General features: G+C 64.9%; 21 protein-coding genes, 2 rRNA genes and 1 other RNA gene. 3 read left to right on the top strand and 21 right to left on the bottom strand.

Annotation, left to right across the window (positions count from 1 at the left end):
* Positions 1-25: 25 nt before the first annotated feature.
* Positions 26-433 (top strand): DciA family protein, encoded by a 408-nt coding sequence (locus HV681_RS24430; protein WP_175125683.1) that lies wholly within the window; start codon positions 26-28, stop codon positions 431-433.
* Positions 434-649: 216 nt separating this feature from the next.
* Here the strand turns inward: HV681_RS24430 and lpxC are convergent, their stop codons facing one another.
* From lpxC to rnpB, 16 genes are all read right to left on the bottom strand, one after another.
* Positions 650-1,573 (bottom strand): UDP-3-O-acyl-N-acetylglucosamine deacetylase, encoded by a 924-nt coding sequence (gene lpxC, locus HV681_RS24435; RefSeq protein ID WP_056320776.1) that lies wholly within the window; start codon positions 1,571-1,573, stop codon positions 650-652.
* A gap of 239 nt (positions 1,574-1,812) precedes the next feature.
* Entirely contained in the window at positions 1,813-2,997 is a 1,185-nt protein-coding gene (gene ftsZ, locus HV681_RS24440; RefSeq protein WP_056320774.1) for a cell division protein FtsZ, read from the bottom strand.
* Between the two features lie 187 nt (positions 2,998-3,184).
* On the bottom strand, positions 3,185-4,411 hold the full coding sequence (gene ftsA / locus HV681_RS24445) for a cell division protein FtsA (protein ID WP_006217473.1): 1,227 nt from the start codon (positions 4,409-4,411) through the stop codon (positions 3,185-3,187).
* Positions 4,412-4,415: 4 nt separating this feature from the next.
* Positions 4,416-5,240, bottom strand: coding sequence for a cell division protein FtsQ/DivIB (locus tag HV681_RS24450; RefSeq protein WP_175125634.1), 825 nt, complete (start codon positions 5,238-5,240; stop codon positions 4,416-4,418).
* Between the two features lie 12 nt (positions 5,241-5,252).
* A complete protein-coding gene (locus HV681_RS24455) occupies positions 5,253-6,203 on the bottom strand; it encodes a D-alanine--D-alanine ligase (protein ID WP_175125636.1) in 951 nt (316 codons plus the stop codon).
* A complete protein-coding gene (gene murC / locus HV681_RS24460; protein ID WP_175125638.1) occupies positions 6,200-7,606 on the bottom strand; it encodes a UDP-N-acetylmuramate--L-alanine ligase in 1,407 nt (468 codons plus the stop codon). The genes HV681_RS24455 and murC overlap by 4 nt, the downstream gene beginning before the upstream one ends.
* Positions 7,603-8,679, bottom strand: a complete 1,077-nt coding sequence (gene murG, locus HV681_RS24465; RefSeq protein WP_175125640.1) for an undecaprenyldiphospho-muramoylpentapeptide beta-N-acetylglucosaminyltransferase — start codon at positions 8,677-8,679, stop codon at positions 7,603-7,605. The genes murC and murG overlap by 4 nt, the downstream gene beginning before the upstream one ends.
* On the bottom strand, positions 8,676-9,869 hold the full coding sequence (ftsW, locus tag HV681_RS24470; RefSeq protein ID WP_175125642.1) for a putative lipid II flippase FtsW: 1,194 nt from the start codon (positions 9,867-9,869) through the stop codon (positions 8,676-8,678). Before ftsW ends, murG begins: the two co-directional genes overlap by 4 nt.
* 55 nt (positions 9,870-9,924) lie before the next feature.
* Entirely contained in the window at positions 9,925-11,457 is a 1,533-nt protein-coding gene (murD, locus tag HV681_RS24475) for a UDP-N-acetylmuramoyl-L-alanine--D-glutamate ligase (protein ID WP_175125644.1), read from the bottom strand.
* Complete coding sequence (gene mraY, locus HV681_RS24480) at positions 11,454-12,623, bottom strand: phospho-N-acetylmuramoyl-pentapeptide-transferase (protein ID WP_105237357.1); 1,170 nt, start codon at positions 12,621-12,623, stop codon at positions 11,454-11,456. The genes murD and mraY overlap by 4 nt, the downstream gene beginning before the upstream one ends.
* Positions 12,613-15,468 (bottom strand): bifunctional UDP-N-acetylmuramoyl-L-alanyl-D-glutamate--2,6-diaminopimelate ligase MurE/UDP-N-acetylmuramoyl-tripeptide--D-alanyl-D-alanine ligase MurF, encoded by a 2,856-nt coding sequence (gene murF, locus HV681_RS24485; RefSeq protein ID WP_175125646.1) that lies wholly within the window; start codon positions 15,466-15,468, stop codon positions 12,613-12,615. Before murF ends, mraY begins: the two co-directional genes overlap by 11 nt.
* A complete protein-coding gene (locus HV681_RS24490; RefSeq protein WP_175125648.1) occupies positions 15,465-17,195 on the bottom strand; it encodes a peptidoglycan D,D-transpeptidase FtsI family protein in 1,731 nt (576 codons plus the stop codon). The genes murF and HV681_RS24490 overlap by 4 nt, the downstream gene beginning before the upstream one ends.
* Positions 17,192-17,485 (bottom strand): cell division protein FtsL, encoded by a 294-nt coding sequence (gene ftsL / locus HV681_RS24495; protein ID WP_056569320.1) that lies wholly within the window; start codon positions 17,483-17,485, stop codon positions 17,192-17,194. Before ftsL ends, HV681_RS24490 begins: the two co-directional genes overlap by 4 nt.
* Complete coding sequence (rsmH, locus tag HV681_RS24500) at positions 17,485-18,582, bottom strand: 16S rRNA (cytosine(1402)-N(4))-methyltransferase RsmH (RefSeq protein WP_175125651.1); 1,098 nt, start codon at positions 18,580-18,582, stop codon at positions 17,485-17,487. The genes ftsL and rsmH overlap by 1 nt, the downstream gene beginning before the upstream one ends.
* A 7-nt stretch (positions 18,583-18,589) precedes the next feature.
* Positions 18,590-19,018 (bottom strand): division/cell wall cluster transcriptional repressor MraZ, encoded by a 429-nt coding sequence (gene mraZ, locus HV681_RS24505; RefSeq protein WP_056322651.1) that lies wholly within the window; start codon positions 19,016-19,018, stop codon positions 18,590-18,592.
* 356 nt (positions 19,019-19,374) lie between these two features.
* Positions 19,375-19,780: RNase P RNA component class A (rnpB, locus tag HV681_RS24510), an RNA gene on the bottom strand.
* 119 nt (positions 19,781-19,899) lie between these two features.
* On the opposite strand from rnpB, the gene HV681_RS24515 reads away from it, so the two are divergent.
* A complete protein-coding gene (locus tag HV681_RS24515; protein WP_175125660.1) occupies positions 19,900-21,726 on the top strand; it encodes an ATP-binding cassette domain-containing protein in 1,827 nt (608 codons plus the stop codon).
* A 103-nt stretch (positions 21,727-21,829) separates the two neighbouring features.
* Here the strand turns inward: HV681_RS24515 and pyrC are convergent, their stop codons facing one another.
* Both pyrC and HV681_RS24525 read right to left on the bottom strand, forming a co-directional pair.
* Positions 21,830-22,909, bottom strand: a complete 1,080-nt coding sequence (gene pyrC, locus HV681_RS24520; protein ID WP_175125685.1) for a dihydroorotase — start codon at positions 22,907-22,909, stop codon at positions 21,830-21,832.
* Positions 22,905-24,098, bottom strand: coding sequence for a M20 aminoacylase family protein (locus tag HV681_RS24525; RefSeq protein WP_056569330.1), 1,194 nt, complete (start codon positions 24,096-24,098; stop codon positions 22,905-22,907). The genes pyrC and HV681_RS24525 overlap by 5 nt, the downstream gene beginning before the upstream one ends.
* Before the next feature lie 147 nt (positions 24,099-24,245).
* Between HV681_RS24525 and HV681_RS24530 the strand changes: the two genes are divergently transcribed.
* Positions 24,246-24,524, top strand: a complete 279-nt coding sequence (locus tag HV681_RS24530; protein ID WP_006217453.1) for an SWIB/MDM2 domain-containing protein — start codon at positions 24,246-24,248, stop codon at positions 24,522-24,524.
* A 471-nt stretch (positions 24,525-24,995) separates the two neighbouring features.
* Here the strand turns inward: HV681_RS24530 and HV681_RS24535 are convergent, their stop codons facing one another.
* The 3 genes from HV681_RS24535 to rrf (HV681_RS28205) all read right to left on the bottom strand — a co-directional run.
* Positions 24,996-25,361, bottom strand: coding sequence for a DUF4870 family protein (locus HV681_RS24535; RefSeq protein ID WP_056569333.1), 366 nt, complete (start codon positions 25,359-25,361; stop codon positions 24,996-24,998).
* A 161-nt stretch (positions 25,362-25,522) separates the two neighbouring features.
* Positions 25,523-25,635: ribosomal RNA gene (rrf, locus tag HV681_RS24540) — 5S ribosomal RNA — on the bottom strand.
* A 229-nt stretch (positions 25,636-25,864) separates the two neighbouring features.
* A 5S ribosomal RNA gene (gene rrf / locus HV681_RS28205) occupies positions 25,865-25,947 on the bottom strand; the annotation flags it as partial.

Consider the following 25,947-nt stretch of genomic DNA (forward strand, 5'->3'; position numbering starts at 1 on the left):
CGCCCTGGGATGGCTGGGTCATGACATGCGGGGCGCCGGTGTATTGGCGACTGCCCGCAAGCATCTGCAAATTCAATACGCGGTGGCGGCGGTGTTGCCCGCCCCGCTGGGTGCTGTGTGCCAGGTCGCCAAGCTGGAAAACCTGTGTCTGCACTTGGTGGTGCCGACCGCCGCGCATGCGGCCAAGATGCGTCAATTGGCGCCGCGCATCGCGCGGTCTCTGGCGGACCAGGGCTGGAACCTTAACGAAATTGCCATCAAGGTACAAGCGGGGTTACCCAAGCCCGGCGCCCGTCAGCCGCGCCCTCCCACAGAGGCGCAGCCGCTGAACGACAAGGCTCTGGGTGCGTTCGAAACGCTGCACGGCAATCTGCGGCCAGGTCCGTTGGCCGATGCCGTCGCCAAGCTCTTGAAGCATCACAAGAGTAGCTGAGCAACCCGGCTTTGTCCGGCAACTCAAAGGGCCGGAAACGTCGCGAAACCAACTTTTCAGACCGATGGCCGGATGGTGGGCTACCGGATTGCGACTATCGCGCGAGGGGATGACGGCCAGCGTCGTCCCTAAGGAGAAACCCAAGCGGGTATCTAAGCAGAAACCCGCGCTAGGCCGGGGGTGGCCCCCGTGCGCGGGTTCAGCGGAATCCTGGAGTCAGGCCAGTTTCCATTCATGGCGAAACGCCTGGGGCGCTTCTGCCTGCGATTCGTACGTGACGATTTCCCAGGCGTCGCGCTGCTCGAGCAGCGCGCGGGCAAGCTGGTTGTTCAGGCCGTGGCCCGATTTGCACGCCACATAACGTGCCACCAGCGGCTTGCCCAGCAGATACAGGTCGCCGATGGCGTCCAGGATCTTGTGCTTGACGAATTCATCGTCGTAACGCAGCCCGTCGCTGTTCAGCACGCGGTACTCGTCCATGACGATGGCGTTGTCCAGGCTGCCGCCACGGGCCAGGCCCATCGACCGCAGGGCCTCGACTTCATTCACGAAACCAAAGGTGCGAGCCCGCGCGATTTCGCGAACGTACGAATGCGTGGCGAAATCGATTTCGGCGAAATTTGCCGTGGAGTCGATGGCGGGGTGACGGAAGTCGATCGAGAAAGCCAGCGCGTACCCTTCATGGGGTTCGAGCCGGGCCCATTTCTCGTTGCGGCCTTCGCCTTCACGCACTTCCACCGGCTTCAACACACGGATGAACTGCTTGGGCGCGTTCTGCTCGACGATGCCCGCCGAGCGCAACAGATAAACAAACGTCGCCGCGCTGCCGTCCATGATGGGGACTTCTTCGGCAGTGAGGTCAACGTGCAGGTTGTCGATACCCAGGCCGGCCAACGCCGACATGAGATGTTCCACGGTCGACACGCGAACATTGCCCTGTTGCAGCACGGACGCCATACGGGTGTCGCCCACGCCGGTGGCTTGCGCGGGCAGGTCGACGACCTGCGGCAGATCCACACGGTGAAAGACGATGCCGGTATTGGGCTGTGCCGGACGCAGGGTGAGCTCCACCCGCCGTCCTGAGTGGACGCCGACGCCTGTCGTGCGGACGAGATTCTGGATGCTGCGCTGTCGGAACATGAGACTTGGAATTTTGAACCCGGAAGCCGGCAAGATAAGTACGGATTGCCGGCGTAACCGAAGTATTGTAACGCTGTCCGATCCATGCCGCCATTCAAACTGGCGTTCAGATCGGCCGAAACCTCCGTCCCTTATTTAACGTGCAAGGGAAACACGGACCGCTCTGCCTCCGGCTCGCCCGTGGGGACAGGCGAGCCGGAGTGAGGGAGTGCAGTTAGAGCCGTTGACCGGCTCTAGGTTCAGTCCGCCTGCTTACGCAGGAAGGCCGGGATGTCGAAATGATCCATTCCCGAGCTTTCCAGCGCCCGCACCTGGGCCGACGCCTGGCTGCGCGGATTGCGCATGACAGACGGCATGTCCAGATTGCGGTAGTCGCCGCCTTGGCCGGCCGGCATCGTGCCCATGGGCATGTTGTCGGTGCCGGTGCGCAGCACTTCAGCGGTGTTCTGCACCAGTTGCGGACGGGCTTGCGCACGGCCAAGGCCGGTTGCAACCACCGTGACGCGCAGGTTTTCGCCCATGGACTCGTCGTAGGCGGTGCCGAAGATCACGGTCGCGTCGTCCGAAGCGTAGCTGCGGATCGTTTCCATGATTTCGCGCGTTTCGCGCATCTTCAGCGAGCGGCTGGCGGTGATGTTGACCAGCACGCCACGCGCGCCGTTCAGATCCACACCTTCCAGCAGCGGGCAAGCAATGGCGTGCTCGGCGGCAACACGTGCGCGATCCGCGCCCGATGCCGACGCCGTGCCCATCATGGCCTGGCCCTGCTCACCCATGATCGTCTTCACGTCTTCGAAGTCGACGTTGACGTTGCCTTCGACGTTGATGATTTCGGCGATACCCGCGCACGCGTTGTGCAGGATGTCGTCGGCCGAACGGAAGCAGTCTTCCTGCGTCGCGTCCTCGTCCATCAGTTCATAGAGGTTCTCATTGAGCACCACGATGAGCGAATGCACGTGCTTGGCCAGTTCCGAGATCCCGTCCTCGGCCATCTTCAGGCGCTTGTTGCCTTCAAAGGAGAAAGGCTTCGTGACCACGCCAACGGTCAGGATGCCCAGTTCCTTCGCCACTTCAGCCACGACCGGACCCGCACCGGTACCGGTGCCGCCGCCCATGCCCGCGGTGATGAAGACCATGTGCGCGCCGTTCAGCGCGGCACGGATTTCCTCACGCGCGGTTTCCGCCGACGCGCGTCCCTGCTCGGGCTTGGCGCCCGCGCCCAGACCGGTACGGCCCAGGCGGATCTGCACCGGCGCATTGGTTGCCGCCAGCGCTTGCGCATCGGTATTGGCGCAGATGAAATCCACGCCGTGCACACCGCTGCGAATCATGTGCGCGACGGCATTGCCGCCCGCACCACCCACACCAACGACCTTGATTACGGTCCCTTTGGTGTTGTTCTCAAGCATCTCAAAGTTCATCATGATGACTCCCTCACAAGTCCGAATTTGCAAATCACAAAAATTCCCCGACAACCTATCTTTTGTGAATCGCCTCAAAGCCGACGCCGGCTACATAGGCCCGCTACGGGTTTGAGACGCCTCCTCTTTCTGGCGCTCCCCGCTAGACAGCCGCGGTTCGCACCAAGGAGCAGGCCCCAACCTGCACCCTTTAATTCATGAACCACTCTTTCATGCGCGCAAGCAGGCTCTTGAAGTTGCCCGTCTGCGCAGCCACCTTGCGGCCACGCACACGCTGCATGCGCGCTTCCTGCAGCAGCCCCATCACCGTCGAGAAGCGCGGATTGCGCATCACGTCGGCAAGGCTGCCTTCGTACTCGGGCACCGCCACGCGAACCGGCTTGAGGAATACGTCCTCGGCCAGTTCGATCATGCCGGGCAGCTGCGCGGATCCGCCGGTCAGGACCACGCCGGAAGCCAGCAGGTCCTCGTAGCCGGAATCGCGCACCACCTGCTGCACCAGCGTGAACAGTTCTTCGACGCGTGGCTCGATCACCGCGCCCAGCGCCTGGCGCTTGACCTGGCGCGGGCCGCGGTCGCCCAGACCCGGCACTTCCACGGACTCGTCCGGGCTGGCCAGCACCTGCTTGGCGACGCCGTAGCGCAGCTTGATTTCTTCGGCATCGGGCGTGGGCGTGCGCAGCATCGCCGCGATGTCGTTGGTGATCTGATCGCCGGCGATGGGCAGCACGGCGGTGTGGCGGATTGCGCCGCCGGTGAAGATGGCAACGTCGGTCGTGCCCCCGCCGATGTCGACGAGAACGACGCCCAGCTCCTTTTCGTCGGCGGTCAGCACGGCCAGGCTGGAGGCGAGCGGCTGCAGGATCAGGTCCTGCACTTCCAGGCCGCAGCGGCGGACGCACTTGACGATGTTCTGCGCGGCGCTGACGGCGCCGGTCACGATGTGCACGCGCACTTCCAGGCGCAGGCCGCTCATCCCGATGGGCTCGCGGATGTCTTCCTGGCCGTCGACGATGAACTCCTGCGTCAGCACGTGCAGCACCTGCTGGTCCGTCGGGATGTTCACCGCCTTGGCGGTCTCGATGACGCGGGCGACGTCGGTGGCGGTGACTTCCTTGTCCTTCACGGCGACCATGCCGCTGGAATTGAAGCTGCGGATATGGCTGCCGGCGATGCCGGTGTAGACGTCTCGAATCTTGCAATCTGCCATTAGCTCGGCTTCTTCAAGCGCGCGCTGAATGGAATTCACAGTGGTCTCGATATTGACGACCACGCCCTTGCGCATGCCGCGCGATTCGTGCTGGCCCAGGCCAAGCACCTCGAAGCGGCCTTCAGGCAGGATTTCAGCCACCACAGCCACCACCTTGCTGGTGCCGATATCGAGGGCGACGATAAGGTCCTTGATGTCACGGGTCATGGCGTTAGCGTTTCTTGGGAGGTTTCGGTGTGGATTTGGATTTGGTTTCCGACGCGGGCAACGGGGCCAGCGCCAGGGCGAAACCATTCGGATAGCGCAGGTCGGCCTGCGTGACGGTGCGCCCTACCAGGCGCCCCGACACGGTGGGCCACGCCTGCACAAAGCGTTGAATACGAGCCGCGAACGGCAAGGCGCCGGGCAGGCCGTGCGGGTCCGGCGCATCGGCGCCCGGATCGCGGCCCAGGTCCAGCAGCATGCCGTTGGAAAGCACGACGCGCCAGGCGTAGCGCGGGCTCAGTTCCAACTGTTCCACATGCATGTCCAGCGGCGCGAACCAGCGCGCCAGCTCGGCGTAGCGCTGCACGACCAGCGCTTCCGTGCCGTCGGGTCCGGAGAACTGCGGCAGCACCGTGTCGTCGTCCACCTCGCCCGTGTTGGCCGTGAACGCCTCGCCCCAGGTGTTGATCATCTGGTTCTCGTTCCACAGCGCCAGGGGCTGCTGTTCCTCGATGCGCACACGCAGCACGTTCGGCCAGATCCGCCGCACCGTGGCATGCCGGACCCAGGGCACCGATTCGAAGATCTCGCGCGCGTCGTCCAGGTCCACCGTGAAGAAGTTGCCCTTCACGCGGCCCGCGATCGCCGAACGCACGGCGCCCGTCGACACATAGTGAAGCTCGGTGTCCGGCATCGATTCCAGCTCGATCGCCGACAGCGTGAAATACGGACGTTGCGCTACCCACACCACGCCCGCGATGAGCATGGCGGCAACCGCCAGCACGGCGAGCGTGTTGGCGATCAGGTTGGTAGTACGAGCGTCGTTCCACACGGAGTATCCAGGTCAAGCGTTGCGGGCGTGGCCGTGCACCTTGCACGAGGCCTCGGACAGGATGGCCACGCACAATTCTGCATAGCCGATCCCCACGGCCTTCGCGGCCATGGGCACCAGGGAGTGGCCGGTCATGCCGGGCGAAGTATTCATTTCAAGCAGCCAGGGCCGGTTGTCGGCATCGAGGATGAAATCGGCGCGGCCCCAGCCTTCGCAGCCCAGCGTCTGATAGGCCTTGACGGCAATCCGCGCGACTTCTTCAGCGACGTCCGCGGGCAAGGCGGCCGGGCAGAAATACTGCGTGTCGTCGGAGAAATACTTGTGTTCGTAGTCGTAGTTGCCGCCCGGCGCCGCGATCTCGATCACCGGCAGCGCGCGCGCCGCCTTGCCCGAGCCCAGCACGGCCACGGTCAGCTCGCGCCCAGTGATGAACTGCTCGGCCAGGACCTCGCTGTCGTACTGCGCGGCTGCGGCGTAGGCTTCCTTCATGTCTGAGTAGCCGACGACCTTGGTGATGCCCACGGTCGAGCCCTCGTGCGGCGGCTTGATGATCAGCGGCAGTTGCAGGCGGTCGGGGACCAGGCGCAGTTCGGTATCGGCATCCAGCACTTCAAAGTCGGGCGTGGGCAGGCCATGCTGCAGCCAGATGCGCTTGGTCATGGTCTTGTCCATGGCCAGTGCCGAGGCCATCGGGCCGCTGCCCGTGTAAGGAATGCCCAACAGTTCCAGCGCGCCCTGCAGGGTGCCGTCTTCGCCGTAACGGCCGTGCAGCGCGATGAACACGCGGTCAAAGCCTTGATCGGCCAGTTCGGCAAGACTGCGCTCGCCGGTGTCGAACAGGTGCGCGTCCACGCCGGCGCTGGTCAGCGCCTCGTGAACGCCCTTGCCGGACATGAGCGAAACTTCACGTTCGGCGGACCGGCCGCCGTACAACACACCCACCTTGCCGAATTGCTTGCTCATGCCAGCTCTCCCACCTGGGCGGGGACCTTGCTGATCGAACCCGCCCCCATCACGATGACGACGTCGCCATCGCGCACGAAATCCACAACCGTCTGCGGCAGCTCCGCCACGTCTTCCACGAATACCGGCTCGACCTTGCCGGCCACGCGCAACGCGCGCGACAGGGCACGTCCGTCAGCGGCGACCAGCGGCGGTTCGCCAGCGGCATAGACCTCGGTCAGCAGGACGGCGTCAGCCGTGCCCAACACCCGCACGAAATCCTCGAAGCAATCGCGCGTCCGCGTGTAGCGGTGCGGCTGGAAGGCCAGCACGATGCGACGATCGGGCCAGGCGCCGCGCGCCGCAGCCAGCGTTGCCGACATTTCGACCGGATGGTGGCCGTAATCGTCGATCACCGTGAACGTGCCGCCGCCGTGGTTGGCCGGCACCGGGAATTCGCCCGTCTGCGTGAAGCGGCGGCCCACGCCCTTGAACGCGCGCAGCGCCTCGCAGATGGCGGCGTCGGACACGCCCAGCTCGGTCGCCACGGCGATCGCGGCCAGCGCGTTGCGCACGTTGTGCAGGCCGGGCAGATTCAGTTCGACGTTCAGGGGCGGCAACAGCGTGTCGCGGTGAGTGCGCTGCACGTTGAAGCGCATGCGCGTGCCGTCGGGCTGCACCTCATAGGCACGCACCTGCGCTTCTTCGTTCAGGCCGTAGGTCGTGATGGGACGCGACACGAACGGCATGATCTCGCGCACGTTCGCGTCGTCCGAGCACAGCACGGCGCTGCCATAGAACGGCAGGCGCTGCGTGAATTCGATGAACGCGCTCTTGAGCCGCGCCACGTCGTGCCCGTAGGTGTCCATGTGATCGGCATCGATATTGGTCACGATGGCCATCACGGGCAGCAGGTTCAGGAACGAGGCGTCCGACTCGTCGGCCTCGACCACGATGTAGTCGCCCTGCCCCAGCCGCGCATTGGCGCCCGCCGAATTCAGGCGGCCGCCGATCACGAACGTGGGGTCCAGGTCGCCCGCCGCCAGCACGCTGGCGACCAGGCTGGTCGTGGTGGTCTTGCCGTGCGTGCCGGCCACGGCGATGCCGCGCTTCAAGCGCATCAGCTCGGCCAGCATGATGGCGCGCGGCACCACCGGAATACGTGCAGAGCGCGCCGCGATCACTTCGGGGTTGTCGCCCGCCACCGCGGTGGAGGTGACGATGGCGCTGGCGCCCGTGACGTTGCTGGCGGCATGGCCGATCGCGATCTTCACGCCCAGGCCGGCCAGGCGGCGCGTCACCGCCGACTCGTTCAGGTCGGAACCGCTGATGTCGTAGCCCAGGTTCAGCAGCACTTCGGCAATGCCGCTCATGCCCGAACCGCCGATGCCTACAAAATGGATATGTTGAATTCTGTGTTTCATGATGAACGCCCCGCTGCTTGTTCACAGACGTCGGCGATATGGGCGGCCGCGTCGGGACGCGCATGCGCGCGGGCCCGGACGGCGACAGCCTCAAGTTCTTGTCGGGTGCGCTGGCTCAGCCAGTCCGCCAGCCACTCAGGCGTCAGGGCGGTCTGCGGCTGCAGCCAGGCGGCCTGCGCGTCGCTCAGGAAGCGCGCGTTGGCAGTCTGGTGGTCATCGATGGCGTGGGGAAACGGCACGAACAGCGCCGCGACGCCGGCTGCCGCCACTTCGGACACCGTCATGGCGCCTGCGCGGCAGATCAGCAGATCGGCGTCGGCCATGGCGCCCGCCATGTCGTCGATGAAAGCGCGGCAATCGGCCTGCACGCCCGCCTGGGCGTAGGCCTGTTGCAGCGCCGGCAAATGTTGTTCACCGGCCTGGTGGACGACTGTCGGCCGGTTCTCGAGCGGCAGACGCGCCAGCGCCTGCGGCACGGTGGTGTTCAAGGCTTGCGCCCCCAGGCTGCCGCCCACCACCAGCACGCGCAGCGGGCCGGTGCGGCCGGTATAGCGTTCCGCGGGATCCGGCAAGGCGCACAGGTCGGCGCGAACCGGGTTGCCCATGGCTTCGCCCTTGGGCAGCACGCCAGGAAATCCGCTCAGCACACGGCGCGACATCTTCGCCAGGCACTTGTTGGCGGTGCCGGCGACGGCATTCTGTTCGTGCACGACCAGCGGCGTGCCGCGCAGCGCCGCGATCACGCCGCCCGGAAATGCCACGTAACCGCCCATGCCCAACACCACGTCGGGACGCACGTCGGACAGCCGCGACCACGCTTGCGCGAACGCGCGCAGCAGCAGGAACGGCAGCTTCAGCAACGCGGACGCGCCCTTGCCGCGCACGCCCTGGAAGCGCAGCGGCACCAGTTCGATGCCGCGCGGCGGCACGAGGCGGCCTTCCATCTTTTCGGGATTGCCCAGCCACAGCACGCGCCAGCCGCGTTCGCGCAGCACGTCGGCCACGGCGAGACCCGGCATGATATGACCGCCGGTGCCACCGGCCATGATCAGGATCGTGCGAGCGGCGGTCATACCCGTCCCCCGCGCATCATGATGCGGTTTTCCACGTCGACCCGGATCAGCATCGCCAGCGCGCACAGGTTCATCACCACGCCCGAACCGCCGTAGCTCATCAGGGGCAGCGTCAGGCCCTTGGTGGGCAGCAGGCCCAGGCACACGCCCATGTTGATGAACGACTGCACGCCGAACCACATGGCCACGCCGTGCGCGACCAGGCCGGCGAACGTGCGCTCCATGGCGATGGCCTGACGGCCGATGTCGAAACCGCGATACACGATGATGGCGAACAGCGTGATCACCAGCATGACGCCGGCAAAGCCCAGTTCCTCGCCCACCACCGCCATCAGGAAGTCGGTATGCGCCTCGGGCAGGTAATGCAGTTTTTCCACGCTGGCGCCCAGGCCCACGCCGAACCATTCACCGCGGCCCAGCGCAATCAGCGAGTGCGACAGCTGGTACGCGCTGCCATAGGCGTTGTCTTCGTTCCAGGGGTCCAGGTAGGCGAACAGCCGCGCACGACGCCACGGCGACAGCCAGATCAGCATCAGGAACGTGCCCACCAGCACGGCAAGCAGGCTGCTGAAATACTTGCCGTTGATGCCGCCCAGAAACAGGATGCCGATGGCAATGGCCACGATCACCATGAACGCGCCCAGGTCGGGCTCGAGGAGCAGCAGCATGCCGACGCCGGCCAGCGCGAACGCCATCGGCAGGAAGCCGCGGGCAAAGGCCTGCATGTGCTCCTGCTTGCGCACGGTGTAGTCGGCCGCGTAAAGCAAGGCGGCAAGCTTCATCAGCTCGGACGGCTGGAAATTCAGCGGACCCAACGGGATCCAGCGGTGCGCGCCGTTGACTTCGCGGCCGATGCCCGGAATCAGCACCGCCACCAGCAACACCATCGTCACCACGAAAAGCGGCACGGCCAGACGCTGCCAGACCCGGATGGGGATCGACAGCACCACGGCGGCGCCGAGCAGACCCGCGCTCACGAAGAGACCGTGGCGGATCACGAAGTAATAGCGGCCATAGGACGCATAGCGCGGGCCGTCGGCCAGCGCGATCGATGCCGAATACACCATCAGCAGGCCGAGCAGCAGCAACGTCGACGCCGCGATCACGAGCGGCATGTCGAAGTTGCGCATGCGGGTACGGCCGGGCCGTACGGCATTGACGCTGGCGGTCAGGTCGGCGATCAGGCTCATTGTGCGGCCTCGGCGCCACGCGCCACGGAATTCGCCCAGGAGGCGGCGTTGCGGTTCATGCCACCTCTCCACGGTCGCGGGCCAGGTCTTCGACCTCTTCCACGAACACCTGCCCGCGATGCGGGTAATTGCGGAACATGTCCAGGCTGGCGCACGCCGGCGACAACAGCACGGCGTCGCCCGGCTGCGCCAGTTCGGCCGCACCGCGCACGGCGTCGCGCAAGCTCTCGACAGTCAGGCACTTGACGCCGGTCGGCTCCAGCACGCGGCCAATCTCCGGGCCATCCAGGCCGATCAGCATCACCGCGCGCGCATGGCGTGAGACGACGGGAATCAACGGCGAAAAATCCTGGCCCTTGCCCTGGCCGCCGGCGATCAGCACCACGGGCTGGCCCAGGCCTTCCAGCGCGGCCACAGTGGCGCCCACGTTGGTGCCCTTGCTGTCATTGATGTAGTCCACGCCGCCGATCGTGCGCACGAAGGCGGCGCGATGCGGCTCGCCCGCGTAGTCGCGAAGCGCGCGCAGCATGGCGCCCCAGCCCAGATCCAGGCAGCGGGCAAGCTGCAACGCGGCCAGCGCGTTCAGCGCATTGTGGATGCCGCGGATGCGCAGTGCGTCCACGGGCATGAGGCGGCTCATACGGCCCTTGGCGCGCACCGGTTCGGGCGCGTCCTTCTTGCGCCGCGTGGGCGGTGCCGGCTCATCGAAATCGTTGGACTCGCAGGCCGTCAGCCACGCTACGCCCTGTCCCAGTTCAAGGCCCATGTCGCCCACCAGCTCAGGCACATCGCGGCCAAAGCTGCGCACGTTCGTGGCGTTCAGCGACGACACCATATCAACGGTCAGCGGATCGTCGCGATTGACGATGGCGATGCGCGCCATCTTCAACAGGCGGCCCTTCGCATCGGCATAGGCCTGCATGCCGCCGTGCCAGTCCAGGTGATCCTGGGTCACGTTCAGCACGACGGCCGCATCGGCCATCAGCGTGCGCGTCGTTTCAAGCTGGAAGCTGGACAGTTCAAGCACCCACACCTGCGGCAGCGCGTCCGTGTCCAGCGCGTCCATCAGCGCGGATAGCGCAGCAGGGCTGATGTTGCCGGCAGCGATGACCGTCAGCCCGCTGGCTTCGACCAGTTGCCGCGTCAGCGCGGTGACGGTGGTCTTGCCATTGGTGCCGGTCACGGCCAGCAGACGCGGGCGATACTCGCGATCGGCGGCCAGATCCGCCAGCGCGCGGGCAAACAGTTCGATCTCGCCGACGATTTCAATGCCGCGGGCCTCGGCCTCGCGCAGCACGTCGGCGGCGGGCGCCTGCGTGGGCGCCAGACCCGGACTCAACACGACCTGCGACACGCCATCCAGCAGATCGGTGGCAAACGACTCGTCGCAGCCCAGCCGGTATTCCACTTCGTTTTGCGCCAACGCTTCGCGCAGCGCGGCCAGGCCTCCCGGTTCCGCGCGCGTGTCGGCCACGCGCAAGCGGGCGCCCAGGCGGGCGCACCAGCGTGCGGCAGCGACGCCCGTCTCGCCCAATCCGAGGATCAGCACGAGCGGCGCGTCAGCGCGGGAGGATTCCATCATGTTCATCGCAACTTCAGCGTAGAGAGGCCAATCAGCACCAGCATCATGCTGATGATCCAGAAACGCACGACCACCTGGGTTTCCTTCCAGCCGCCCACTTCAAAGTGATGATGCAACGGGGCCATTCGGAAAATGCGTCGACCTGTTCCATAACGTCGCTTCGTGTACTTGAACCAGGTCACCTGGATCATCACGGAAAGCGTCTCGACGACGAACACGCCGCCCATGATGAACAGCACGATTTCCTGGCGCACGATGACCGCGATCGTGCCCAACGCACCGCCCAACGCAAGCGCGCCGACGTCGCCCATGAACACTTGCGCCGGATACGCGTTGAACCATAAAAATGCGAGCCCCGCGCCCCCGATCGCCGCGCACAGCACCATCAATTCCGATGCGCCGGGGATGTACGGAAACAGCAGGTACTTCGAATAGTCCACGCGGCCGACCACGTAGGCGAAGATGCCCAGCGCGCTGCCGACCATCACGGTGGGCATGATCGCCAGGCCATCCAGCCCATCGGTCAGGTTCACGGCGTTGCTGGTGCCGACGATCACGGCCCAGGTCAGCGCCACGAAACCCAGCACGCCCAGCGGATAGCTCACCGTCTTGAAGAACGGGACGATCAGGTCGGCGCGCGTCGGCAGCGCCATCGTGAAGCCGCTGCCCACCCAGGCCTTGAACAGGGGCCAGAGTTCGGTGTTGGCGGGCGCGGACACCGCGAACGCCAGATACACCGCAGCCACCATGCCGATGGTGGCTTGCCAGAAGAATTTTTGACGCGCCGGCATGCCTTCGGGATCGCGATAGACCACCTTGCGGTAGTCGTCACGCCAGCCGATCCAGCCAAATCCGAAGGTCACCAGCAGCACGACCCACACGAAGCGATTCGTCCAATCCGCCCACAGCAAGGTGCTGATGGCGATGGAGATCAGGATCAACACGCCGCCCATGGTCGGCGTGCCGGTCTTGACCAGATGCGATTCGGGACCGTACGTGCGCACGGCCTGGCCGATCTTCATTTCGGTCAGCTTGCGGATGACGCGAGGACCGGCCACCAGGCCGATCACCAGCGCCGTCGCGCAGGCCAACACGGCGCGCAGGGTGATGTATTCGAACACGCCCAGCGCGCGCACATCGTCGGAAAGCAGGCGGGCGATCTCAAGCAGCATGCTGCTCTCCCTGCCCTGCGGCTGCCGTACCGTCATTCAAAGAAAAAGCCGTCACTACCCGCTCCATGCGCATAAAGCGCGATCCTTTTACCAATACGCAGGACGGGCGCAAGCCGCGCAAGGCGGCAACGACTTCGTCTACCGATGCGCAGGCGTGCGCGCCAGCGCCGAATGCGGCAGCTGCCGCCCGGCTGGCTTCGCCTAGCGTGATGAATGCGTCGAGCCCATGCTCGCGCGCGTAATTGCCCACCTCGACGTGCATGGCGGGGCCGTTGTCCCCGACTTCGCCCATGTCGCCCAAGACCAGGACGCGCGTGCCGCCGATGCGCGCAAGCACGTCGATGGCTGCGCGGACCGAATCGGGGTTGGCATTGTAGGTGTCATCGATGAGCAACGTTCCGTCACTCATTCGCTTGTGCTGCATGCGCCCGGCCACCGGGCTGAATCCCGCCAGCGCACGCACCGCGATCTCGAGCGGCACGCCCGCGGCAATGGCGCTGGCGATGGCGGCCAGCGCGTTGCGCAGGTTGTGCAATCCCGCCACCGGCAGCGTCAGATCGGCAACGCCGACCGGCGTCACGACACGGCAGCGCGTGGCGTCGACTTCCGCGATGATCTGTTCCGCATAGACGTCCAGGCCGGGCTGCAGGCCAAACCGCAGCACGCGGCGCGGCGCGGCCAACGCATCCCAGATGGCTGCGTAGGGCTCGTCTCCGGGATACACGGCGACGCCATCGGCCGGCAATGCGGCAATCGCGGCGCCGTTCTCATGCGCGACCGCTTCGACGGTGTGCATGAATTCCTGGTGCTCGCGCTGCGCATTCGTGACCAGCGCCACGGTAGGCGCGGCAATGGCGGCAAGCTGCGCAATTTCACCGGGGTGGTTCATGCCCAGCTCGAACACGGCGGCGCGATGACCCGCGCGCAGGCGCAGCAAGGTCAGCGGCACGCCGATGTCGTTGTTCAGGTTGCCGGCCGTGGCCAGGCGCCCCGCGTCGCCCTGCCATTCGGCGAGCATCGCGGAGATCATTTCCTTGGTGGTCGTCTTGCCGTTGCTGCCGGTCACCGCCACCACGGGCAGCACGAACCGGGCACGCCAGGCGGCGCCGATGCGCGTCAGCGCCACGCGCGTATCGCCCACGACAAGCTGCGGCAGTCCGGCATCGGCAACATGGTGCGCGACGAGCGCCGCGCAAGCGCCGCGCGAAGCTGCCTGATCCAGGTAGTCGTGCGCGTCGAAATTTTCGCCCACCAGCGCGACGAAGAGTTCGCCTTCGCCAATGCGGCGCGTATCGGTGGACACGCCGGGCGTCTGCTGCAACAGCAGCGCCACGCGCGCCCATTCGCGATCGTCGAAAGGCAGCTTCTCGCCACCGATGTCCTGATAGGTTTCGTGACCCTTGCCGGCCAGCAGCACCACGTCTTCCGGCGACGCCGCCCAGATGGTCTGCAGGATGGCGCGCGCGCGATCGACCTGCACGTCGGCATGCGCCGCTTCGGGCACGCCGGCCAGGATCTGCTGGACGATCGCCTCGGGCGATTCGGTGCGCGGGTTGTCGCTGGACACCACCACGTGGTCAGCCAGCTCCGCGGCAATGGCGCCCATCACCGGACGCTTGCCCGGATCGCGCTCACCGCCGCAGCCGAACAGGCAGATCAGGCGGCCGGAACGTGCCGTGGCCACGGCACGCAGCGCCAGCAGCGCACGGGACAACGCGTCCGGCGTGTGGGCGTAGTCCACCACCACCAGCGGACCGCGTGCCGTATGGGCTGGCAAGTTCACTGCCGGTTCCACGGTCTGCAAACGGCCATCGACGGGATCCGTCGCCGCCAGTTCACGCGCAATCTGCGCAAACGGCAGGCCCAGCTTGTACAGCACGCCCGCCACCAGCAGCAGGTTCGAAACGTTGTGCGCGCCCAAGAGGCGCGTCACGATCTGGGCTTCGCCATGCGGCGACACCAGCGTAAAGATCTGGCCTTGCGACGTTGCCTGCAAGTCCCGCGCACGCATGGCGGCCGGAATTTCAGGATCGTCGCTCAGGCTGTAACCCATCGGCGTCACGCCGTCCGGCAGGCTGGCCAGCATCCGCCGCCCGGCTTCATCGTCGGCGTTGATCACCGCGGCGGTCAGGCCGGGCCAGCGGAAGAGGCGCGCCTTGGCCGCTTCGTAGCGCTCCATCGTGACGTGATAGTCCAGATGGTCGCGCGTCAGATTTGTGAAGGCGGCCAGCGCCACGCGCACGCCGTCCATGCGGCCCTGCTCGATGCCGATCGACGAGGCCTCCATGGCCACGGCCTTCGCGCCGGCGTCGCGCATCGCGGCCAGCGTGCGGTGCACAGTCAGCACATCCGGCGTCGTCAGGCTGCCGCCCAGCGTCTGGCCATCGGGCAGCACGGCGCCCAGCGTGCCGATGGTGCCGCAAGCCTTGTCGTTCCGGCTCAGCGCGTGGGCAATCCATTGCACCGACGACGTCTTGCCGTTAGTGCCGGTCACCGCAACCACGGCCAGCGCCGCCGACGGACGGCCATACCAGGTGTCGCCCAGTTCGCCTAGCAGCGAGCGCAGGCCGGTCACCGCAAGCATGGGCGTGCCGGCCGACGCGGCTTGTACGGCATCGGTGGCAGGCGCTTCGAACAGCACGGCGCTGGCGCCCAGCGCCAACGCCTTATCTATATAGAGACGGCCGTCGCTCGACAGTCCCGGGCAAGCAACGAACACGTCGCCCGGCTCGATGTCGCGCGAGTCCAGCTTGAGATGCGCGGTCAACGACACGCGCTCATGCAACCACGCCACGGTCTCGACAACCGTGGCGGCAGGGGAAGAGTGGAAGCCGTTGGCGCTCATCTGCCTGGCTCCTTGATACCAGCAACAATCGTGGATTCAAACGGTGCGTCGGGCCGCACCCCCATCAGCCTCAGGCTCCCCCCCACGATATGGGAGAACACGGGCGCGGCAATGGCGCCGCCGTAATAGCCGCCGATCGTCGGTTCGTCGATGGACACGGCCACCACGATCTTCGGATCCGACACCGGGGCAAAACCCACATACGAGCTGCGGTAACGTTGCGTGCTGTACTTGCCGTCCACGATCTTGCGCGCGGTGCCGCTCTTGCCCGCCACGCGGTAGCCCTGCACCTGCGCGGCCTTCGTGCCATCGGGGCCGGTGGCGGCCTCCAGCATGGCGCGCACCAGCGCGGTCGTCTTGGGCGTGTAGATCTTGACGCTGGTCGGATCGCTATCGCGCTTGACCAGCGTCAGCGACACCATGTCGCCGTTACGTGCAAAGACGGTATAGGCGCGCGCCACTTGCAGCAGCGACACGGACAGGCCGTAGCCGTAGGCCATCGTGGCCTTTTCAATCAGGCGCCAACGTTCCCACGGACGCAGACGGCCGGGCGCGGCGCCGGGGAATCCCACTTGCGGCGCCTGGCCGAGACCCAATTCGGTGAAGCGGTCCCACATTTCACGGGATTCCAGCTTCTCGGAGATCATCGTCATGCCAATGTTGCTGGACTTGCGCAGCACGCCCGCCACATCCAGCGTGCCGTTGCGGCTCACGTCGCTGATCGTGCTGCCCTGATACGTGAACCGGCCGTTGCCCGTCTCGAACTGCGTCGACGTGCTGATGCGGCCCAGGTCCAGCGCCAGCGCTGCGGTAAAGGGCTTCATGATCGAGCCCGGCTCGAACGTATCCGTGATCGCCTGGTTGCGCAGGTTGGCGCCATGGAAGGTTTCGCGGTTGTTCGGATCGAAGGTCGGCACGTTGGCCAGCGCCAGGATCTCGCCCGTGTGCACATCCACCACCACGGCCGTCGCACCCTTGGCGCGGTGCTTGTCCATGGCGTCCTTCAGTTCCTTGAAAACCAGGTACTGCAGGCGCGTGTCAATGGACAGGCGCAAGTCCCGGCCATCAACCGGCAACGTGACGGCCTGCACGTCTTCGATGACGCGGCCCAGCCGATCCTTGATGACACGGCGGCTTCCCGGTCGGCCCGACAGCTGCTGGTTGAACGTCAGCTCGACGCCTTCCTGCCCCTGGTCCTCGACACTATTGAAGCCCACCACGTGGGCCATCACGTCGCCGTCCGGGTAGTAGCGGCGGGTTTCGGGCTGCTGGTGCACGCCCGGCAAGCCCAGCTGCTTGATCTTGTCGGCCACGTCCATCGAGACCTGGCGCTTCAGGTACACGAAGTTCTTGTCCTCGTCGACGAGGCGGCGGCGCAGATCGCCCGCCGGCGTGTCCAGCAGCTTGGCCAGCGAATCCAGCTGCGCGGGCGTGGCCTGCTTCACGTCTTCGGGGATCGCCCAGATGGCGCGCGCCGGCACACTCGATGCCAGCACCGCACCATTACGGTCCATGATCTTGCCGCGCGTGGCGGCCAGCGTCAGCGTGCGCTCGTAGCGGCGCTCGCCCTGCTGCTGCAGGAATTCCGTCGACAATCCTTGCAGGAACAGCGCGCGGCCGGCCAGCACGGTAAACCCGCCAAACAGCAGGATCAGCACCAGGCGGGCGCGCCACGTAGGCAAGCTTCCGCGCAGCACGGGATTGTCGAAGAAGGGCACGCGCTTCATTGCGTGCCTCCGGCGGCCGCGGGCACGGGCGCCTGATTCATATAGAGCGTACGGTCGGGGACGATGGGAATCATCTTCAGACCGTCGCGCGCAATGGCGTCGACCCGCGCATTGCGGGCCAGCTCGGCGCGCTCAAGCTGCAGGCGCCGCCAGTTGGTTTCGAGGTCGCGCGCATGCGCCTGATCGCGGCCCAGCTCCACGAAGAGCTGGCGCGACTGATACCGGCTGGTGACCAGGGAAATGGCCGACAGCATCAGCAAAGCCGCAACGATCAGGTTGACGCGCCCCATCAGCGGCGCCCTCCCTTGCCGCCACGCCGGGGCGGCGGGGCGAGGTCGCTGCCGGGCAGCGAACCGATCTTCACAAATGCGAAGCCGCCCTCGGCAGGCAGCGGCGTTTCCGTACGTTCAGCCGCGCGCAGGATGGCGGAACGGGCACGGGCGTTGGTCGAGACTTCGTCGTCCTCGGCCACGACTTTGCCAAGGGATCGCACAACGGGTTGGGGCATTTCGCTTTCGCGCAGGGGCAGGCGTGCATGCGCAGCAGCCGGCCTGGCCGCCGCCGCGATGCACTGCTTGACCATGCGGTCTTCAAGTGAATGAAAGCTGATCACCGCCAACCTCCCCCCCGGGGCAAGCAGGTCTAAAGCTGACGCGAGGGTGCGCGCGAGCTCTTCGAGTTCCCGATTGATGTAAATCCGTAAAGCTTGAAAGGTGCGTGTGGCCGGATGTTGCCCCTTTTCGCGCGTGCGGACGGCGCTGGCGACGCACTCGGCAAGCTCGAGCGTGGTGCGCAGCGGCCTTGTTGCGCGGCGAGCAGCAATCGCCTTTGCAACCTGAAAAGCAAACCGTTCTTCGCCATAATCCGCTATGACCTCCCGCATCTCATCCACACTGGCTTGCGCCAGCCAATCCGCCACCGTGGGACCACGAGTGGTGTCCATCCGCATATCGAGCGGGCCGTCTCGCATGAACGAGAAACCGCGCTCGGCATCGTCGATCTGAGGCGACGAAACGCCCAGATCCAACATCACGCCATCGACCTTGCCGATGCCGCGCTGCTCCAATTCTTCGGCCATGGTGGCAAAGCCCCCATGCACCACAGTGACCCGCGCATCCTCGGCCGCCAGCGCGTTGGCGACCGCAATCGCTTGCGGGTCCTTGTCAAACACGACCAGCCGGGCGTGCTTGCCCAACCGGCCAAGCAACTCGCGGCTGTGGCCGCCCCGGCCGAAAGTGCCGTCTACGAAGACGCCGCTTTCGACTCGCGTAGCCACATCCTGCCCATCCTGCGGCTGCGACCGTGCCGCGCCCTTGCCGCCGAAACCGGGCAGCAAAAGCGCGTCCACCGTCGGCGCCAGGAGGACGGGCCGATGTTCGAATTCCATAACTCTTTCAGAACGAAAACTGGTTCAACACGTCCGGCATACCCTTGGCCAAGTCTTCAGCCTCTCGGCTGGCCAGGGTAGCGGCGTCCCACAGCTCGAAGTGAGAGCCCAGACCGAGCAGCATCACATCGCGCGTCATACCGGAAGCGTTGCGCAGTTCAGGAGCGATCAGGACCCGGCCGGAGCCGTCCAGTTCCACGTCCTGAGCGTTGCCCAGCAACAGCCGCTGCAGCGCGCGGGCCGTCATCGGAAAAGCGGCGATCTGCTCGCGCTTCTTTTCCCACTCCGGTCGCGGATACACCAGCAGGCAGCCGTCGGGATGGCGGGTCAGGGTCAGCCGGCCTTCGGCCTGCGACATGAGCGCGTCACGATGCCGGGTCGGAATGGAGATCCGTCCCTTGGCATCCAGCGTGAGCGCGCTGCTTCCCTGAAACACCACATTTACCCCACTTAATTGCACAATTTCCTACTATTTCCCACTCTACGGTATGGGAAAGGGGCGGTCAAGCGAGCGGTTGCAATTTTTTCAATCACAACAAGGACTTAGATCAACTTGTAAATTCGCAAAAAGAAAAACCTCCCAATAAATCAGGAGGTTGCGACATACTCTAAAAGTCCTACTTAAGAAGTAGCGCCTAACGATTGCGGTTTACCGCCTGGGGCTCGGTCGATCCTTCCAGTTGGCGAGGCTTCCCGCCAGATGGACGACACTGGAAGAGGCAATGAACTGGCGCGGTGGTCGCCAGACGGCCGCGCGGCCTCGTCCAGATCCGCGCGCGCCGGGAAAATTCAGTGCAAGACGGGTCTATAGGCCGGATTCTGTACACCAGGTTGCCCTGGCGGACGATCATTCCTCTGCGCGGATCATTACTGAGCCGCTCTAGCCATCTACCCGCATGCTCGGACGGAGCCGCCCTTCACGGCCGTGAGGCCGCACGCATGCCTATTTGATGTTGCTCCGGATAGAGGTTGCCGCGTTTCACCCTGCGATGCCGCCGCCCGTTGCCGGACGGCGCAATACGGAGATGGCCGTATCAGTGCGCGCATAGCGCGCCCGCGCCGCAGTCTCGTCTCTGTGGTCCTATTCCTCAGCCATGCCCGAAGACACGACCGGACGGCCGTTAGCCGTTACCCTGCCCTGTGGAGTCCGGACCTTCCTCGATGGGCTTGCACCCACCGCGATCGTCCGACCCATCTTGCAGTGCGTATTCTATTACAGCCGTCCGCTCTGTCCCCAGGGCGCCCGCAAGAACCTCGGGGCGGGTTCCTGCGACAATACGCGCTGATCCGCTTAGATGCCGCAGACACCAACACTACATGGCCCTCGAAACTCTCATCACCCTGACCGACGTCCAGCTCGCATATGGGCACCATCCACTGCTGGACCATGCCGACTTCGCCATCCAGTCCGGCGAGCGCATCGGCCTCATCGGCCGCAACGGCGCAGGGAAGTCCTCGCTCCTCAGACTGCTCGACGGCCGCACGCAGCCCGACGACGGCGCGATCGCGCGCAGCTCGAGTCTGCGAGTGGCCACCGTCGAACAGGAACCCGAGCTCGACGACAATGCCACTGTCTTTGACGTCGTATGCAATGCAAATGGCGACCACGAAGACTGGCAGCGCCCCTCGCGCGCGCGCGCCGTCATCGAAAAGCTGGGCCTGCCCGCCGACGTGCAGATCGCCGGCCTGTCCGGCGGCACGCGTAAGCGCGTCGCGCTTGCCCGCGCCCTGATCGACGAGCCGGATCTGTTGCTGCTCGACGAGCCCACCAACCATTTGGACTTCGAAGGCATCGCCTGGCTGGAGGACATGCTGCGCGCTTGGAAAGGCGCCGCAGTCATCATCACCCACGATCGCCGGTTCCTGGACGCCGTCACCACTCGCATCGTCGAACTCGATCGCGGACGCCTCCTGAGCTTCCCGGGCAACTTCTCGCAGTGGCAGGAGCGCAAGGCCCAATGGCTCGAGTCCGAAAGGCTCGAGCAGGCGCGTTTCGACAAACTGCTGGCACAGGAAGAAGTCTGGATCCGCAAGGGCGTGGAAGCCCGCCGCACCCGCAATGAAGGCCGGGTGCGCCGTCTGGAAAGCCTGCGCGTGCAGCGCGCCGAACGCCGCGAGCGCGTGGGCAACGTGTCGCTGGCGCTGGCCGAAGGCCAACGCTCCGGCAAACTCGTGGCCGAACTCGAACACGTCAGCAAGCGCTTCGGCGACAAGATCGTGGTCGACGACTATTCCACAACCCTTCTGCGCGGCGACCGCATCGGCATCATCGGCCCCAACGGCGCAGGCAAGACCACACTGCTCAAGCTCATTCTGGGTGAACTGCAGCCCGATAGCGGCGCGACGCGCCTGGGCACCAACGTCGCCGTCGCCTACTTCGACCAGATGCGCGCGCAGCTCGACGAAAACGCTTCGCTCGTCGACATCATCAGTCCGGGGAGCGAATGGGTCGAGATCGGCGGCGTGCGCAAGCATGTGATGACCTACCTGGGCGATTTTCTCTTCTCGCCGGCGCGCGCCGGATCACCGGTGCGCAGCCTGTCCGGCGGCGAACGCGCTCGCCTGCTGCTGGCGCGGCTCTTTGCCCGGCCGGCCAACGTGCTGGTGCTGGACGAGCCCACCAACGATCTGGACATCGAAACGCTGGAGTTGCTGGAAGAACTGCTGCAGGAATACGCAGGCACCGTGCTGCTCGTCAGCCACGATCGCGCGTTTCTCAACAACGTGGTCACGCAGACGATCGCCTACGAAGGCGACGGCCACTGGCGCGATTACGTGGGCGGCTACGACGAATGGGTCGCACAGCGCCCGGCGCCTGTCGCTCCGCAGGCCGAGGCCGACAAGGTCGCGAAACCCGCCGACGACGGCGCCGCACGAGCAAAGGCGGCGCGGCCCAAGCCTGCGAAGGCCGGCAAGATCAACGCCTGGGACCTGCGCGAACTCGAAGGCCTGCCGGACGCGATTGCCGCGCTCGAAGCGAAGCAAGCTGAATTGGCCGGCCAACTTGCTGACGGCAGCCTCTACCGCGACGCGCCGGCCGAGGTCGACCGCATCAACGGCGAACTGGCCAAGCTCGAAACTGAACTCGAAGAGAAGTTTGCGCGCTGGGAGCTGCTGGAAGCGCGGCGCGATGGCACGCTTTGACGTGACTGCTATATATAGATAGTCCGCGCGGCGGAAAAAAGGGGTGAACGGCACAGCCGCTCACCCCTTTTTCATTTGCATGCGGCGCCAGCCGCGATCGTCCTCAGACGTGAGCGCGCCACTCCAGCGCCTCGCCCGCCGCCAGCGGGACCAGCGTCGTGTTGCCGAACGCCAACTCTTCCGGCACCTGATAGGTCTCGCGCGACAGCGTCAACGTGCCGGTATTGCGAGGCAGACCGTAGAAGTCGGGGCCATGGAAGCTGGCAAACCCTTCCAGCTTGTCGAGCTTGCCGGCTGCCTCGAACGCGGTCGCATAAAGCTCCATGGCATGCAATGCGGTGTAGCAGCCAGCACAGCCGCAGGCATGTTCCTTCAGACCGCGCGCGTGCGGCGCGCTATCCGTTCCCAGGAAAAAACGCGGGCTGCCGCTGGTCGCCGCCTCGACCAGCGCAAGACGGTGCGTCTCGCGCTTCAAAATCGGCAGGCAATACCAGTGGGGCCGCACGCCGCCCTGGAAGATGGCATTGCGGTTGTAGAGCATGTGCTGCGGCGTGATCGTCGCGGCAATCGGACCTTCCGCATCGCGAACGTACTCCGCGCCTTCCTTGGTCGTGATGTGTTCGAACACGACCTTCAGGGCGGGGAAGGCGCGCCGCAACGGCTTCATCACACGCTCCACGAAAATGGCTTCGCGATCGAACACGTCAATCGACGGATCCGTCACTTCGCCATGCACCAACAGCGGCATACCGCATTTCTGCAGGGCTTCCAGCGCCTTCGTGCATTTGCCCAGCAGATCGGTCACGCCCGCGTCCGAGTTGGTCGTGGCGCCAGCAGGATACAGCTTGACGGCGTAGACATGGCCCGACTCATGCGCGCGCATGATCTCTTCAGCGGGCGTGTTGTCGGTCAGGTACAGCGTCATCAGGGGCGTGAACGAAGCCGGATTCACGCCCGACTTGCCAAGCGCTTCCAGGATGCGGCCGCGATAGGCCAAAGCCTGTTCCGTCGTCGTGACCGGCGGCTTCAGGTTCGGCATGATGATTGCGCGCGCGAACTGGCGCGCCGTATCGCCGACCACGGCTTCAAGCGCCGCGCCATCGCGCAAATGCAGATGCCAGTCGTCGGGGCGGGTGATGGTGAGTTGAGTCGTGCTTTGAGTAGACATGGAAGGCTTCTTAATCTGCCAGCGGCATGCCCCGTTCAGCAAGCGCGCAGAACATCGCACTGCCCAGGGGTATGACGGCGTCGTTGAAATCGAAATGCGGGTTGTGCAGCAGGCAACCGGAATCGGCGCCGCCTTGGCCAAGACGGAAGTAGGCGCCCGGCTTGGCCTGCAACATGAATGAAAAGTCTTCGGAACCCATCGAGGGTACCAGGTCGCGCACCACGTTTTCCTTGCCGATCATCTCGGTCGCGATGTCGGCCACCAGGTTGGCGTGCTGCGGCGTATTCAGCGTCGCGGGGTAGATGCGCTCGTACACCACTTCAGCGGTGCCGCCAAAAGCGCCGGCGATGGCACTCACCAGCTCGCGCATCCGCGTCTCGACCATCTCCTGCACGGACTTACGAAACGTGCGCACCGTGCCCACCATGCGCGCCTCGCGCGGAATCACGCTCATCGCGCCCGGATGCCCGGCCTGCACCGACCCGATCGACAGCACCGCCGAATCAAGCGGATTCACATTGCGCGACACGATGGTCTGCAACGCGGTGATGATCTGACCCGCGATCGTCACCGGATCGATCGTCTGATAGGGATGCGCACCGTGACCGCCCCGCCCCGTGATCAGGATCTCGAAGCGATCGGCCGCCGCCATCATCGGTCCGGGGTTGATGCCGATCGTGCCAGGTTTGAGGCCCGGCCAGTTGTGCAAGGCATAGATCGCATCGCAAGGGAACGTGTCGAACAAACCGTCTTCCAGCATGGCGCGCGCACCGCCGCGTCCTTCTTCGGCCGGCTGGAAAATCAACACCGCCGTGCCGTCGAAGTTGCGGGTCTGCGCCAGGTACTTCGCCGCGCCGATCAGCACTGCGGTATGACCATCGTGCCCGCATCCGTGCATCAGTCCCGGCTTGGTCGACTTGTGGCCGAACGTGTTGTCTTCCGTCATGGGCAGCGCGTCCATGTCGGCCCGCAATCCAATCATGCGGCCGCTGTCGCAGCGCTTGCCGCGGATCACGCCCACCACGCCGGTTTTACCGATACCGCGGTGCACTTCGATGCCCAACGCTTCCAGCGCACCCGCGACGATGCCGGACGTTCTGACCTCTTCAAAACCAAGTTCTGGATGGGCATGCAAATCGCGCCGGAGCGCCGTCAATTCGTCATGAAAAAGCCGAATCGATTCCAACGGAGAACGTGCGTACATAGGACGTTACAGAATGACGTGAGAGAGGGGACAGTCGGTGCATTTTAGTTGCTACAGAGGATAAATGCCTTTGTCTTTACTGTAGAGACACGTTATGCTCCGGCCGCAGGACAATTTTTCCAACAGCCAGAGAAGGAGCGCCGCATTATGGCCACAACCTCCAAACCCGCGACCGCGCGCAAGCCGAACGCTGCATTCATGAAGCCGCTGACCCCCAGCGCCGAATTGGCCGCTGTCATCGGCTCGGAAGCCGTGCCGCGTACCGAGGTCACCAAGAAGATCTGGGAATACATCAAGAAGCACAACCTGCAAGATGCCAGCAACAAGCGCAACATCAACGCCGATGCCAAGCTGCGCCCGATCTTCGGCAAGGATCAGGTCACGATGTTCGAACTGACCAAACTGGTCAACGCACATCTGAAGTAAGCAGGCAAAGGGCGTACGGCGTACGTCCCTGCCTTTGGATTGTCGCGACGCCCTGGCTTACGGCCGGGCGAGCTCGACGCCACCAAGCAAGCCCCCTCCTCGCAGTTCCCCATTGCCACGTCCGTGGACATCCCCGCCCGACTTCAATAGCGACGCCATCGCCTGATCGTCAGCACTGGTGCGCCTTTGCAAGCCGACAAGCTGCATGCTCACGCACTTCAATGGCCCCTCCGGCACACGCGACGTCGATAGGCGCACGCGCCGCCTCTGAATGCGTCCTGCGCGTCGCACTCAACTAAATCGAAGCTCAGCGCCCCGCTCCTAAACAAGGCGCCCGCCAGCGTCCTTTCCGATTCCATTGAGTGCACACGCGAGCCAAGAACCATCCGCGCGCATGTTCTCGCGCGTCACACGAGGCGCATGCGAAAAGGCCGGCATCAATGCCGGCCTTTTCGAGGGTACAGCCTGGACTCAGGCGTAAGACGTGGGCGCAGTGCCTTCCAGCAGCGACAGCCAACCGCGTATCAGGCGATACAGCACCCACACAATGGTTGCCGCCACGCCGATCCAGCCGATGAAGATGAGCGTCGCGATCCCACTGATGGCAAGCCACAGCAACGCCCACCAGAACGTACGCAGCAGCCAGTCGAAATGGCCGGCGTAGACGGTGCCGGCCGCGTCAGACCGCTTGAGGTACATGAGCACAACAGCCGCGATCGTGGCAATGCCCAGAAATCCACTCGTCAGAAAGCCCAAGGCATACAAGCCATAGGCCACGTGGGTCAACGTGCGAAGGTCCAATGTCGTACCGGGCACGGGGGTCTGGGGATCACTCACGATAACGCTCCAACGAATTGACTCGAACAATCTTACCGCACAAAGCCACCCCGCCCACGCGCGTTGTTATTTGGGCACATTCAGCATTGGCGCGGCTTGCAGGCCAGTCACGCACCAAAGACAAAGCCCCACCGGGTACCGGTGGGGCTTTGAGGATAAGAGCTTGACGATGACCTACTTTCACAGACGTCCGTCCACTATCATCGGCGCAAAGGCGTTTCACTGTCCTGTTCGGGATGGGAAGGAGTGGTACCACCTTGCTATGGTCGTCAAGCGTAGCTGCTTGAAGCAATTGACACCAGGGTCAATCGTTCGAATCTTGGGTCTTACTTAAGTGCCGCTTTGGCACTGATGGGCACTACGGGGCACTGCAATGGGACCTGGCGCTTACAGCCGCGGAAGGGTTCGCGCCTATCGCGCAATCAACCTCCCGCGCAACGGCCTGGTCTCTCACTAAAGACAAAACCCCGCAGGGGATACCTGCGGGGTTTTGAGCAATAAAAGCCTGACGATGACCTACTTTCACAGACGTCCGTCCACTATCATCGGCGCAAAGGCGTTTCACTGTCCTGTTCGGGATGGGAAG

This window comes from Achromobacter animicus (assembly GCF_902859585.1).
Taxonomy (GTDB): domain Bacteria; phylum Pseudomonadota; class Gammaproteobacteria; order Burkholderiales; family Burkholderiaceae_B; genus Achromobacter; species Achromobacter animicus.

Bases quoted from the DNA above. Each gene is read 5' to 3' on its own strand.
- HV681_RS24430 (WP_175125683.1), top strand. From the start codon at position 26: ATGCGGGGCGCCGGTGTATTGGCGACTGCCCGCAAGCATCTGCAAATT.
- lpxC (WP_056320776.1), bottom strand. From the start codon at position 1,573: ATGTTCCGACAGCGCAGCATCCAGAATCTCGTCCGCACGACAGGCGTC.
- ftsZ (WP_056320774.1), bottom strand. From the start codon at position 2,997: ATGATGAACTTTGAGATGCTTGAGAACAACACCAAAGGGACCGTAATC.
- ftsA (WP_006217473.1), bottom strand. From the start codon at position 4,411: ATGACCCGTGACATCAAGGACCTTATCGTCGCCCTCGATATCGGCACC.
- HV681_RS24455 (WP_175125636.1), bottom strand. From the start codon at position 6,203: ATGAGCAAGCAATTCGGCAAGGTGGGTGTGTTGTACGGCGGCCGGTCC.
- murC (WP_175125638.1), bottom strand. From the start codon at position 7,606: ATGAAACACAGAATTCAACATATCCATTTTGTAGGCATCGGCGGTTCG.
- murG (WP_175125640.1), bottom strand. From the start codon at position 8,679: ATGACCGCCGCTCGCACGATCCTGATCATGGCCGGTGGCACCGGCGGT.
- ftsW (WP_175125642.1), bottom strand. From the start codon at position 9,869: ATGAGCCTGATCGCCGACCTGACCGCCAGCGTCAATGCCGTACGGCCC.
- murD (WP_175125644.1), bottom strand. From the start codon at position 11,457: ATGAACATGATGGAATCCTCCCGCGCTGACGCGCCGCTCGTGCTGATC.
- mraY (WP_105237357.1), bottom strand. From the start codon at position 12,623: ATGCTGCTTGAGATCGCCCGCCTGCTTTCCGACGATGTGCGCGCGCTG.
- murF (WP_175125646.1), bottom strand. From the start codon at position 15,468: ATGAGCGCCAACGGCTTCCACTCTTCCCCTGCCGCCACGGTTGTCGAG.
- HV681_RS24490 (WP_175125648.1), bottom strand. From the start codon at position 17,195: ATGAAGCGCGTGCCCTTCTTCGACAATCCCGTGCTGCGCGGAAGCTTG.
- ftsL (WP_056569320.1), bottom strand. From the start codon at position 17,485: ATGGGGCGCGTCAACCTGATCGTTGCGGCTTTGCTGATGCTGTCGGCC.
- rsmH (WP_175125651.1), bottom strand. From the start codon at position 18,582: ATGGAATTCGAACATCGGCCCGTCCTCCTGGCGCCGACGGTGGACGCG.
- HV681_RS24515 (WP_175125660.1), top strand. From the start codon at position 19,900: ATGGCCCTCGAAACTCTCATCACCCTGACCGACGTCCAGCTCGCATAT.
- HV681_RS24525 (WP_056569330.1), bottom strand. From the start codon at position 24,098: ATGTACGCACGTTCTCCGTTGGAATCGATTCGGCTTTTTCATGACGAA.
- HV681_RS24530 (WP_006217453.1), top strand. From the start codon at position 24,246: ATGGCCACAACCTCCAAACCCGCGACCGCGCGCAAGCCGAACGCTGCA.